We start from the raw sequence: 12,496 nt of genomic DNA, 5'->3' as shown, positions 1-12,496 counted from the left end.
TTGTATTTTTTCATCAGCTGTAAATTTAGCCATAGAAAAACTGCACCTCCAATTGTTAGACTGTGTCTAACAATTGGAGGTGCAGTTCATAAGTTTGTGCTCTTTTTATTTTGTAGGAATAATGAAAACAGATATAGCTGCAAGAAGACCTGCAAATGAGAATAAGTAAAAATTCCATGCTAAGTCATATTGCATTGTCATAATAATACCGACAAGAATAGGACCAGTAATTGCGCCAACTCGGCCAAGTCCAAGTCCCCAGCCTAAGGAAGTAGCTCGGATATGTGATGGGAAGTATTGTGTTACATATGCATTTAATATTTGGGTAATGCCAACTGATCCAATTCCAGCAAGACCAATTAAAAGATAGATGATTGTAACAGATGGTTTAATTGTTAATAGTCCAATACATATAGCTGCCATAAGATAGGAGATGCTAATAACAATTTTAGCTCCTATACGATCGGCGATTGCTCCAGCAAATAATGCACCGATAGCGGCAGTAATATTTAGCATAAGTAGGAATGATAAACTAGATCCAAGAGGGTATCCTGCCTGTCGCATCATCTGAGGTAACCAAGTATTTAAACCGTATATTAAAAACATACCCATTATATAAGTGATCCAAAAGAGCAGCGTTGCTTTTCTGTATTCTTTTGAGAATAAAGTAAGAAATCCATTTCTCTTTCGCATATTAGATGAGGGTTGATGCGTTTCATCTTTCACATAGAATTCAATTTGAAAACGATTAAGGATTTGGTCAACTTCTTTTTGGCGATTACGTGATAATAAAAATTGAATGGATTCAGGTAAATAACGAATAATGAAAGGAATAAGGAGTAGTGGAATCATTCCGATGCCAAACATAGTTCTCCATCCGAAACCTTCTAACATAAACATCGACAAAATAGCGCCTAACACGATCCCTAAAGGATAGCCAGTAAACATAAGAGCATAAATAAAAGATTGTCGCTTTTTTGGTGAATATTCAACAGTAAGTGCTGAAGCTGTTGGAATAACACCACCTAATCCGATTCCTCCGATAAACCGAGATAAACCAAATAATTCGGGAGAAGGAGCAAGTGCAGCTAGGCCCATTGTGATAGAAAAAAGTGCTAAGCAGCATATAAGCGTCCATTTCCGTCCAATTAGATCTGTAATGGTTCCAACTAGAATAGCGCCAATAAACATACCAAATAAAGCATAGCTAGCAATTGTACCAGCATGTGCCGGCGAAAGTGCCCAGCTTTTGTCTTCTAGGAGCTTTGGCAGAACGGCACCGTAAATACCTAAATCATATCCATCAGCTAGAATAGCTAGCCAACAAATAAAAACAACAAGTTTTGTAATAGAGCTCGAAAAGATAGTTTCTGTAAATTCTAGATGAGGTGGAGCTGAAGGTTGCATAGTATTCCCCCTTTTTATTTGTAGATGAGTATATTATTTTATTTGGTGTTAATATTTTCCTTCTTGTATCGGAATTTATATGAAAAGGTTTTATAACAAATAAAGAAGCTCAACAGTCATTCTGTTGAACTTCTTTATTTGTTTACTCATTATCAACTCGTTTTAACGGTTGATCTGCCGGACCTTCAATAACATCTCCCTCAATTGAAAAGCGTGAACCGTGGCAAGGACAGTCCCAAGTACAATCACCATTATTCCATTCAACTTCGCAGCCGAGATGTGTACAAGTTGTATCGACAATATGTAATTTTCCATCTTTGTCCTTATAAGCACCTGCTCGTTTCCCATTAACATGTACGACAGATCCTTCACCAACTTCGAGGTCTTCTGGTTTACGTAATGCAGTTTCAATCTTTCCTTCAATTAAATGTTTCGCAACATCAAGGTTTTGGGAGAGGAACGTTTTTATATCTGGATTTGCATGGAAGCGTGATGGTGCATACAGTTCTTTATATGGACTGTCTACTTTTAGAATGGAATCCTTCAGTAAATGAGCGGCAGCAGTTCCAGTTGTCATTCCCCATTTACGATATCCAGTTGCAACAAATATATTTGGATTACTTTCGTTAATATGTCCGATATAAGGGAGCTTATCTAGCGTAATTAAATCTTGTGCTGACCATCTATAAGGAACTTCATCTATTCCAAACGTTGCTTCCGCAAAAGAATAAAGTGCTTCGTAATGAAGCATCGTGTTTATTCCTTGTCCTGTTTTATGACTTTCTCCGCCAATTAAAATTAATTTTTCCCCATTGCTTGTTGTGTAGCGTAAGGAGCGTTTTGGGTCATCAATACTTAAATACATGCCACCTGGATAATCTGTTTTTGCTTTAATAGCAAGAGCATAAGAGCGTTCTGCGTACATTCGCGTAAAGAAAAAGCTATTCGCATCATAAAAAGGAAAGTGTGAACAAGAGACAACATATTCACAAGTAATGCGATGTCCGCCCTTTGTAATGACTTGTGGAGAATCTCCTTTTTCTACATCCATAGCAGTCGTTTGTTCGTAAACTTTTCCGCCCATCTCCACAAACTTTTCTAAAAGTGTTTTCAAATAAAGAAGGGGATGAAACTGGGCTTGATTTTTCATGACAAGTGCAGATTGTACTGGAATTGGAATCGATAGAGATTGAACATAGTCACAAGGTATATTTAATTTTTGATAGGCTTCATATTCTTTCGATAAACTTCTTAATCCCTTATCGGTAGTTGTATATAAATATGAATCTTCATTTGAGAAATTACAGTCGATTTTATATGTTTGCACAGTTTCATTAATAAATTGTAGAGCATGATTATTTGATTCATAGTAAAGCCCGGCTTTTTCCATACCGAAATGATTGATTAATTCATCATAAATAAGATCATGTTGCGCTGTTATCTTTGCTGTTGTATGCCCAGTCGTCCCGTTTAAAATAAGACCAGAATCAAGTAATACAACATCGATGCCTTCTTTTGCAAGTAAATAGGCAGTAGTAATACCTGTAATACCAGCACCGATAACAGCAACTTTTGTCTTTATATTTTCAGATAAAGGGGGAAAAGTCGGGATTTGAGTAGATTCAATCCAATAAGATGATGGGAATTGTGGAAATGTATCGCTTGTCATTAAGGAAACCTCCTGATTTAGAACAATTTTCCTTTTAATATTTCCATATGATATGAAATTCATGTGTGCTGTTTGAGAGGGAGGCTATTTTTATTTAAAAGAAAGATGAAATTATCTTAATATAATTATCAGATGTTGTCGGTATGAAGAGGTAGAAGTTGTGTAAAACTAGATTTAGATGAGTGTATTTGTTGTTTACATAGAGAGTTCTTGAATAAGATAGAGTCTATAGCATGGAAAAGTACGTATATGCATAATGGATGAAACCTTATAAAATCTATGTTTTTTCTTTAGTGAAATAAAGTATAATTATAAAAATATAACCAACTTTTATTACTAGGTCATAAAAGTTATTGACAATGTGGAAATTCTATTGATATGATTTATCATGTGGAAAGGTTGATAGAGAGTAAAAAGAGAAATGTTTTTCATTGATAATAAAAGCGAAAAGTAAGTGACGATAGAGTGAGTATATTTTCCTTATAATAGAGGCTTTTTTAATCACCTAGTAAAATCAATCTGGAAGCAAGAATTGATATATGTAAGTTGCGCAAGGCGCGGCATAAGAAAGGGGCAAAAGGATGAAGGAGCTTCATACGTTTGGGTGGTATGCAGCACGTGTATCACCACATTTGCCGAAAAAGGCATTTAAACCAGTTCCTACTCGTCTGTTTGGTGGACTGGCTTATTTGCTTGTGGCATTGGCGGGGTTAATATCGATTGGTGTATTTGAATTGAATGTGTGGGCTAATCTAGGAATTGCGATCGTTCTTGGATTATGTTTTGCTTCACTTGGGTTTTTAGGGCATGAAATTTTACATGGAACTGTTGTAAGAAAGGCATGGCTTCGTGATTTCCTAGGAGCGATTGCATTTATGCCATTATCAACAGGTCCTAAACTTTGGCGAAAGTGGCATAATGCAACGCATCACGTTCATACACAACATGAAGAGAATGATCCAGATGCATGGCCTACACTTGAGAAGCTTAAAAAGAGTAAGTTTTTGAGCTGGGTATATCGCATGCCTCTTCATGTACGTTCATTCTTTAGTTTTCTGTCACTAACAATTCAATTTACATTGCATTCGACTCGAATGTTCTTTCATTTTATAAAAGAGTTTAAGTCATCCAATCAAAAATCTGTATGGCTTCAACTTCTTTTGCCTTGGACTGTTTGGATTAGTTTATTGTTTATTATGGGACCTGGAAAATGGTTATTTGCATATGTGATTCCATTGTTAATTGCTAACTTTATTGTAATGGCATATATCGCAACAAATCACCGCTTAAATCCAATTGTTCCAGTAAATGATCCGTTAGCAAACTGTTTATCAGTAACAGTGCCGCGTTGGGTAGACGTTTTACATTTCAATTTCTCATATCATACAGAACATCATTTGTTCCCTGCTATGAGCTCTAAATACTACCCGTTAGTAAAAGAGAAAATTAAAGAAATGTGGCCGGAACGCTATCATGAGATGCCGATGACAAAAGCTTTGGCAGCGCTATGGAATACACCACGTGTGTATTATCAAGGAAGTGAATTAGTGGATCCGCATAGAGAGCATTTCTATGGTTCTTTAGGAAATGGGCTAGATCCTCATAATATTTCATATCGTGAGGAACATATAGAGGAAGAAGAGAGTATTAAAAAAGTAAATCAGTAAAAATTGATATATGTTGCAGTGAAAAAGCAAGCCATCTCAGGCTTGCTTTTTCTTATAAAGAGACTTCTTTTTTATTCTTTGTATTAATTTGAACGGAGTTTGTTTCTTTTCGCTGTAATCGTTTTTCTAAAAGATTAACAAGGTAAGTGAATAGGAGAACGAGCACGAGATAATATAAACCAACGATTATATATGTATCTAATTGTTGGAAGTTCCCTGCAGCGATTGATAAACCTGACCCCCATAATTCGGACAATCCTACGTAAGCAACAAGTGAAGAATCTTTTAATCCAATAATAAATTGATTTCCTAAAGGAGGAATAGATTGACGAAATGCTTGCGGTAATACAATACGTCGCATTGCTAAAGAATACGGCATCCCTAGAGAGCGAGCAGCTTCCATTTGTCCACGATCGACAGATTGGATAGAGCCGCGGAAAATTTCAGTAATATATGCACCGTTATGGATTGCTAAAGCAATGGCTCCTGCCCAAAAAGGAGTAAAAACAACAACGGATGTAATCCCAAAATAGAGAATGGCGATTTGAACAATTAAAGGTGTACCACGAATAATGGCGATATATACGTGAGCAATACTATTTAAAACTTTATTGTTAGAGATTCGAAAGAAAGCGAATAGTAATCCAATTAGTGAACCGAGTAATAGGGATGTTAGTGTTAATTGTAATGTGACAATAGTAGCTTTTAAGAGTGTGGGATAGGTAGAGATAAAAATTTCAAACATGCGTTTCACCTCATATTGTATAGATTTTAGTAGAGAATGAAATGCCCCACACAAAGTGGGGCATGATTTATGGAAACTTTGAAGGGCTAAATTACTTCGTTTTTTCCTCTTCACCAAGAATATTACGCCCAAACCATTTTTTACTGATCTTTTCATACGTACCATCTTTAATAATTTCATCTAAAGCTTTATTTACTTTCTCGACCATTTCTTTATCATCTTTACGAATAGCAATTCCCATTTCATCAAGGTTTAGTGGTTTTCCAGCTTCTTTTATATTTGATTTACCTTCTTTGATCATGCGTAAACCAACCATTTGATCTGTAATTACTGCGTCGATACGTCCAGGCTCTAAGTCCATAAGTGCAGTAATATCGCTATCGTATTCTGTAATTTGATCTGTATATTTTGCAACGAGGTCTTTAAAGGTACTAGCTTTTACAACACCAATTTTCTTACCCTTTAAATCTTCTGGAGAAGAGATAGATGTATTCTTTTTAGCTACAAAAATTTGGGCACCAGAACGATAATAAGGATTTGAGAAATTAACAGCTTTTAAGCGTTCTTCTGTAATTGCCATACTGCCCAGTATTACATCATACTTTTTCGCTTTGAGACCTTGGATTAGCGTTTCCCATGGATTTGTAATAGGGGTTGGTTTCATATTCATTTTTTTCGCAAGTGCTTCACCTAGTTCTACATCAAAACCGACAAGTTTTCCGTCATTTTCTTTATAGTTAAAAGGTTTATATAAGCCACTCATCGCATAACGAAATTCTTTTTCACCATTTGAAGAAGTAGTAGCACTTTCCTTACTACAGGCTCCTAGTATAAAGGATGTGCATAATGTAATACTCGCAACAATGGTTAATAGTTTTCTTTTCATAAAACCCCTCCTATATATTGATCATACGGATGGTTTTAAGTATGTTATTGAAATATTTTATTTAGATGATTAGTTGTGCACCGTATGAATGTATTTCTTTTCGTTTGAAACAGAAGTTATATTATAAAACGTTACGTAAAAATTGTTTCGCTCGTTCATGTGATGGAGCTGAAAAGAATTGTGCTGGCGGAGCATCTTCTACAATTTTTCCATCATCCATAAAAATGACGCGATCAGCTACATCTCTTGCGAAATTCATTTCATGAGTAACAATAACCATGGTCATTCCTTCTTCAGCAAGTTCTTTCATAACTTGCAATACTTCTCCAACAAGTTCAGGGTCTAAAGCTGAGGTAGGTTCATCAAATAGCATAATTTTAGGATTCATAGCAAGAGCTCGTGCAATAGCAATACGCTGTTTTTGACCACCTGATAGGAGATGGGGCGTTACATCTGCTTTATCTTGTAGGCCGACTTTTTGCAGAAGCAGATTTCCGATTTCTTTTGCATTTGCTGCTTCTAATTTTTTTACATGAATAGGTGCTTCTATGATGTTTTCTAGTGAGGTCATATGGGGAAAGAGGTTAAAGTGCTGAAAAACCATACCGACATTTTCGCGGACTTTGTTTAAATTTGAATGCTTTGGATCAATTCGTTCACCTTGTAAGTGAATTTCACCTTCATCGTACATTTCTAAAAAGTTAAGACAGCGAAGTAATGTACTTTTACCGGAACCACTGGCACCAATTAAAACGACAACTTCTTTTTCTTGTACTTCTAAATCAATTCCTTTTAAAACGTCAAGTGAGCCAAATGATTTTACTAGATTTCGAACCTGAATCATACAAAACCCCCAGTCAAAAATATATTTTACAAATGTTGCCCCTTATTTCTGTTATTAGTCACAAATTGTCAGAATCCTTTATTTTTTTTAGTTGATTTGATATTCAAGGGAATAATGATTTTTAAAATCCCTATATCTTTCTATAACGAAAATATGGATAATAATATATAGGTAGTACTTATATTACTTATAAAAAGGGGGAAAGAAGAGATGGAAAAAGAAAGGAAGGCATTTTCCTTTGGCTTACGTACACAACTTATGCTATTCACTACAGTTTTAGCTTTAATTACATATTCAACAAGTATATTTTTTATTTATGTGATATATGATTATTTTCAAAGTTATGTAAGTCAAACTGCATATAATATTATCGTTATGTTATTAGGGGTAGTATGGTCTGGAATTTTAGCATATGGAGCAGCCATATTTTTAATTAAACCGCTTCGAAAGTTAGAGGAGGCGGCGAGAAAAGCGGCTGAAGGAGACATTCGTGAAGATGTTCCGTTACCGAAGACTGATGATGAAATTAAATCTTTAAGTGTTGCATTTAATATGATGCTTGGGAACTTAAGGGGCATGGTAAAAAATATTGATACAACATTTTCGTATACAAACAATCAAGTACAGCAAATTAGAAAACAAACTGGCGAAGCAACGAAACAAGCACAAGGTGTTTCTGAAACTCTTGCAGAGATTTCTTCTGGCGCTGAGCAATCAGCGGCATCAATTCAAGCGATTGTTTCCGCTGTTGATACAACAACTTCTATTGCAAGTGAAGTAGAAGAGAAAGCAAAACAGTCTGATGAGTTGTCTTCAGAAATGGTTCAAGCTTTAGGGCATAGTACGCGTGTCTTTACGTCTTTAATTCAAGGTATTCAAACATTGGCGAAAGAAAATGAAGATTCAATGCAAAATGTACAGAAGTTAGAGGAAAGAATGAAACAAGTAGAACATATTGTATCTGTTGTGAGTGAGATTGCTAGCCAAACAAATTTATTAGCACTTAATGCTTCTATTGAGGCTGCTCGTGCTGGAGAGCATGGACGGGGCTTTGCCGTTGTAGCTGAAGAAGTACGTAAACTTGCAGATGAAAGTGACCATTCTGCAAGAAATATATCGCAGTTATTACGGAATATGCAAGAGGAAGTGCAACAAGTTGCAACGAAAATGACAGAACAAGTGAAAATAGCTAAAGAAGAGGCGAAACGTGGGGCAGCTACCGAATTAATTTTAAAAGAAATGTCATCAAGTGTTATGGAAGTAGCGGATGCAACGAAGCAAATTAGTATCTATATGAATGAACAAGTGAGTCACATTCATCAAACAGGTGCACAGACGAAGGCTGTAGCAGCAATTGCTGAAGAAACGTCAGCTGGTTCACAAGAAGTAGCACGTGTAACGTTGCAACAATCTAAAAATATGGTAGTAATTGATCAATTATTAAAGGATTTAGAGCAACAAGCAGAGAACTTGAAACAAACAATTGAACGATTTTCAATGTAAAAAGGAAGAACAGCATTTTGTTCTTCCTTTTTCGTATTTATTTAACCTACCTAAGTATTAAATAAATTAGTGTGTGTAACGTGCGTGGACAAGAGCCGTTGAGGAATGAGATTTGCCTTTGCGAGAAATAAATAAAGCATAAGAATGAAGAAACTACATAGAGTTCAATGAAAACAGTTGCAAACTATTCATATTTTGTTATGATAGTGTTACGAAAACGTTTGCATAAAATTTCCGATGGGATGCAAAAGGAGAGAATGACTATGAATAAAACATGGTGGAAAGAAGCGGTTGCTTATCAAATTTATCCACGTAGCTTTATGGATTCAAATGGTGATGGTATTGGGGATTTACAAGGGATTATTGCAAAACTGGATTATTTAAAAGATTTAGGTATAGATGTAATTTGGATTTGTCCAATGTATAAGTCACCTAATGATGATAATGGTTATGACATTAGTGATTATCAAGATATTATGGATGAGTTTGGTACGATGGAAGACTTTGATGCTTTACTAGATGAAGTTCATAAGCGTGATATGAAGCTTATTATTGATTTAGTTATTAATCATACAAGTGATGAACATCCATGGTTTATTGAGTCTCGTTCATCTAAAGACAATCCGAAGCGCGATTGGTATATTTGGCACGATGGTAAAGATGGTGCGGAACCAAACAACTGGGAGAGTATTTTTAATGGTTCGGCATGGGAATACGACGAAGTAACAGGACAATATTATTTACACTTATTCTCGCGTAAACAACCAGATTTAAACTGGGAGAATAAAGAAGTCCGTGAAGTGTTATACGATACAGTTAATTGGTGGCTTGATAAAGGAATTGATGGTTTCCGCGTGGATGCGATCAGCCATATTAAAAAAGAAGATGGCTTTAAAGATATGCCAAATCCAAAAGAACTAAAGTATGTACCATCTTTTGATAAACATATGAATGTAGATGGTATTCAACCTTTATTAGAAGAGTTAAAAGAAAATACATTTTCTAAGTACGATATTATGACTGTCGGTGAAGCGAATGGTGTTAAGATTGAAGATGCTGAGCTTTGGGTTGGAGAAGAGCAAGGTAAGTTCAATATGGTATTCCAATTCGAACATTTAAGCTTATGGGATGCAGAAAAGAAGAAAGATCTTGATGTTGTAGGGCTGAAAAAAGTATTAACGAAATGGCAAAAAGGCCTAGAAAATAAAGGATGGAATGCTTTATATATTGAGAATCACGATAAGCCACGTATCGTTTCAACTTGGGGAGATGATAAACAATATTGGCGTGAAAGTGCGACAGCTCTTGGAGCGATGTATTTCTTTATGCACGGTACACCGTTTATTTATCAAGGACAAGAAATTGGGATGACAAATGTTCAATTCCCAAATATTGAAGATTACGATGATGTAGCAATCAAAAATTTATATCGTGAGAAAATTGCAGAAGGTGTATCTCATCAAGATATGATGGAAATTATATGGGCTTCTTGCCGCGATAATTCACGTACACCTATGCAGTGGAACGATGAGGTGAATGCTGGCTTCACAACAGGTACAACTTGGTTTGGGATGAATCCAAACTACAAAGAAATTAATGTTGAAAAGCAAAAGAATGAAGAGAACTCTATTTTCAATTTCTATAAGAAAATGATTGCCTTGAAAAAAGAGCACGATGTACTGAATTACGGTACGTACGATTTAATTTTAGAAGATGATCCGCAAATTTATGCATATACTCGTACATTAAACGATGAAAAAATCATTGTAATTAGTAATATTTCAAAAGAGGAAGCTGTATATAATGAGGAGTCATTCGGATTAGAACGCAAACGTTTGCTTTTAAATAACTATGAAGTTGCGGAACATGAACAAGTAACTACAATCACGTTAAAGCCTTATGAAACAAGGGTTTATCGTATTTCATAATAAAAAAGGATGCTCTAAGAGCATCTTTTTTTATGAAAAAAAATAAATTTCTATTGCAAAGTGAAAACGCTTTTATTAAAATAGATTTATGAAAACGGTTGCGTAAAGATAAAAACAAATTAAAATAGGGAATCGTTTTCATAAAGGGAACAGAAATTATAATTTAAATCATTATGTTGTTATAAATAAAGGGGAGGAAGAACAGATGAAAATTACGTCTTTTGATTTTTGGCAAAAGTTCGGGAAAGCGTTATTAGTTGTTGTAGCTGTAATGCCAGCAGCTGGTTTAATGATTTCTATCGGTAAATTAATTGGGATGTCTGCTGGGGATATTAACGCAGTTCATACAATCGCTCGCGTAATGGAAGACATCGGTTGGGCAATTATTACAAATCTACACATCTTATTCGCAGTAGCAATCGGGGGATCTTGGGCGAAAGATCGCGCAGGTGGTGCATTTGCAGCGCTATTAGCATTCGTCTTAACAAACAGAATTACAGGAGCTATATTTGGCGTAAACGCTGAAATGTTAGCGGATTCAAAAGCGAAAGTTTCTTCAGTATTAGCAGGAGATTTAATTGTAAAAGATTACTTTACTTCTGTACTTGGTGCACCAGCATTAAACATGGGAGTTTTCGTAGGGATTATCACAGGTTTCTTAGGAGCTACTTTATATAACAAATATTATAACTATAACAAACTACCACAAGCATTAGCATTCTTTAACGGAAAACGATTCGTACCATTCGTTGTAATTGTTTGGTCTACAGTAACTGCAATTGTATTATCACTTTTATGGCCATTCATCCAAAGTGGATTAAATGAATTTGGTCGCTGGATTGCAGCTTCAAAAGATAGTGCACCAATTGTTGCACCATTTGTATATGGAACGTTAGAGCGTTTACTATTACCATTCGGTTTACACCATATGTTAACGATTCCGATGAACTATACAGAGCTGGGTGGAACATATACGATGTTAACTGGCTCAAAAATTGGACAAGTTGTAGCAGGACAAGATCCTTTATGGCTTGCATGGATTACAGATTTAAATAACTTATTAGCAAATGGGGATACAAAAGCATATAACGATCTACTAAATAATGTTGTACCAGCTCGTTTCAAAGCTGGACAAGTTATCGGTTCATCAGCAGCGTTAATGGGTATTGCATTCGCAATGTTCCGTAATGTTGATAAAGAAAAACGTGCAAAATATAAACCAATGTTCTTATCAGCAGCGTTAGCAGTATTTTTAACAGGTGTAACAGAACCAATTGAATTCATGTTCATGTTTATTGCTCCAGTATTATATGTTGTATATGCAATTACAACAGGACTTGCATTCGCATTAGCAGATTTAATTAACTTACGTGTTCACGCATTCGGATTTATTGAGCTAATTACTCGTACACCGATGATGGTGAATGCAGGACTAACTAGAGATTTAATCAATTTCGTTATCGTTTCATTAGTATTCTTCGGTCTGAACTTTACATTATTCAATTTCTTAATTAAAAAGTTCAACTTACCAACACCAGGACGTGCAGGTAACTATATTGATAACGAAGATGAGTCATCAGAAGGGACAGGAAATGTACAAGATGGTTCATTAGCAACAAAGGTTATTGATTTATTAGGTGGAAAAGAAAATATTGCTGACGTAGACGCTTGTATGACACGTTTACGTGTAACAGTAAAAGATTTAGATGTTGTTGCACCAGAAGCACAGTGGAAACAAAATGGCGCTTTAGGACTTATCGTAAAAGATAAAGGTGTACAAGCTGTATATGGTCCGAAAGCTGACGTATTAAAGTCAGACATTCAAGATATGTTAGGTGCGTAATAAT

At 35.4% G+C, this 12,496-nt stretch carries 9 protein-coding genes; 4 read left to right on the top strand and 5 right to left on the bottom strand.

Going from position 1 to position 12,496, the window contains the following annotated elements; translation table 11 throughout:
- Nucleotides 1–105 precede the first annotated feature (105 nt).
- A complete protein-coding gene (locus PDK19_RS25290; protein WP_001183071.1) occupies nt 106–1,407 on the bottom strand; it encodes an MFS transporter in 1,302 nt (433 codons plus the stop codon).
- A gap of 142 nt (nt 1,408–1,549) precedes the next feature.
- Nucleotides 1,550–3,076, bottom strand: a complete 1,527-nt coding sequence (locus tag PDK19_RS25285; RefSeq protein ID WP_000199953.1) for an FAD-dependent oxidoreductase — start codon at nt 3,074–3,076, stop codon at nt 1,550–1,552.
- 581 nt (nt 3,077–3,657) lie between these two features.
- Between PDK19_RS25285 and PDK19_RS25280 the strand changes: the two genes are divergently transcribed.
- The gene (locus PDK19_RS25280) at nt 3,658–4,743 is read left to right on the top strand and encodes a fatty acid desaturase family protein (RefSeq protein WP_000661225.1); all 1,086 of its coding nucleotides are present in this window, start codon (nt 3,658–3,660) and stop codon (nt 4,741–4,743) included.
- Between the two features lie 52 nt (nt 4,744–4,795).
- On the opposite strand, the gene PDK19_RS25275 is transcribed toward PDK19_RS25280, so the two are convergent.
- From PDK19_RS25275 to PDK19_RS25265, 3 genes are all read right to left on the bottom strand, one after another.
- Nucleotides 4,796–5,488, bottom strand: a complete 693-nt coding sequence (locus tag PDK19_RS25275; protein WP_000461543.1) for an amino acid ABC transporter permease — start codon at nt 5,486–5,488, stop codon at nt 4,796–4,798.
- 91 nt (nt 5,489–5,579) lie between these two features.
- Complete coding sequence (locus PDK19_RS25270; protein WP_000823738.1) at nt 5,580–6,374, bottom strand: ABC transporter substrate-binding protein; 795 nt, start codon at nt 6,372–6,374, stop codon at nt 5,580–5,582.
- A 121-nt stretch (nt 6,375–6,495) separates the two neighbouring features.
- Nucleotides 6,496–7,218, bottom strand: coding sequence for an amino acid ABC transporter ATP-binding protein (locus PDK19_RS25265; RefSeq protein WP_000616942.1), 723 nt, complete (start codon nt 7,216–7,218; stop codon nt 6,496–6,498).
- Nucleotides 7,219–7,428: 210 nt separating this feature from the next.
- On the opposite strand from PDK19_RS25265, the gene PDK19_RS25260 reads away from it, so the two are divergent.
- The 3 genes from PDK19_RS25260 (at nt 7,429) to PDK19_RS25250 (ending at nt 12,492) form a co-directional block, all read left to right on the top strand.
- Nucleotides 7,429–8,721: a methyl-accepting chemotaxis protein gene (locus tag PDK19_RS25260; protein ID WP_074615384.1), complete on the top strand. Its 1,293-nt coding sequence runs from the start codon at nt 7,429–7,431 to the stop codon at nt 8,719–8,721.
- A gap of 263 nt (nt 8,722–8,984) precedes the next feature.
- The gene (locus PDK19_RS25255; RefSeq protein ID WP_062822017.1) at nt 8,985–10,649 is read left to right on the top strand and encodes a glycoside hydrolase family 13 protein; all 1,665 of its coding nucleotides are present in this window, start codon (nt 8,985–8,987) and stop codon (nt 10,647–10,649) included.
- A 205-nt stretch (nt 10,650–10,854) separates the two neighbouring features.
- A complete protein-coding gene (locus PDK19_RS25250; protein WP_000705534.1) occupies nt 10,855–12,492 on the top strand; it encodes a PTS transporter subunit IIBC in 1,638 nt (545 codons plus the stop codon).
- The last annotated feature ends 4 nt before the right edge of the window (nt 12,493–12,496 follow it).

The organism is Bacillus cereus group sp. BcHK124, from assembly GCF_027712065.1.
Taxonomy (GTDB): Bacteria; Bacillota; Bacilli; order Bacillales; family Bacillaceae_G; genus Bacillus_A; species Bacillus_A pacificus.
Note: the sequence above shows the minus strand (reverse complement) of the source record. Positions and strands in the feature narration are given on the sequence as shown.

Excerpts from the sequence above, each read along its gene's own strand:
- PDK19_RS25290 (WP_001183071.1), bottom strand. The coding sequence starts at position 1,407 with ATGCAACCTTCAGCTCCACCTCATCTAGAATTTACAGAAACTATCTTT.
- PDK19_RS25285 (WP_000199953.1), bottom strand. The coding sequence starts at position 3,076 with ATGACAAGCGATACATTTCCACAATTCCCATCATCTTATTGGATTGAA.
- PDK19_RS25280 (WP_000661225.1), top strand. The coding sequence starts at position 3,658 with ATGAAGGAGCTTCATACGTTTGGGTGGTATGCAGCACGTGTATCACCA.
- PDK19_RS25275 (WP_000461543.1), bottom strand. The coding sequence starts at position 5,488 with ATGTTTGAAATTTTTATCTCTACCTATCCCACACTCTTAAAAGCTACT.
- PDK19_RS25270 (WP_000823738.1), bottom strand. The coding sequence starts at position 6,374 with ATGAAAAGAAAACTATTAACCATTGTTGCGAGTATTACATTATGCACA.
- PDK19_RS25265 (WP_000616942.1), bottom strand. The coding sequence starts at position 7,218 with ATGATTCAGGTTCGAAATCTAGTAAAATCATTTGGCTCACTTGACGTT.
- PDK19_RS25260 (WP_074615384.1), top strand. The coding sequence starts at position 7,429 with ATGGAAAAAGAAAGGAAGGCATTTTCCTTTGGCTTACGTACACAACTT.
- PDK19_RS25255 (WP_062822017.1), top strand. The coding sequence starts at position 8,985 with ATGAATAAAACATGGTGGAAAGAAGCGGTTGCTTATCAAATTTATCCA.
- PDK19_RS25250 (WP_000705534.1), top strand. The coding sequence starts at position 10,855 with ATGAAAATTACGTCTTTTGATTTTTGGCAAAAGTTCGGGAAAGCGTTA.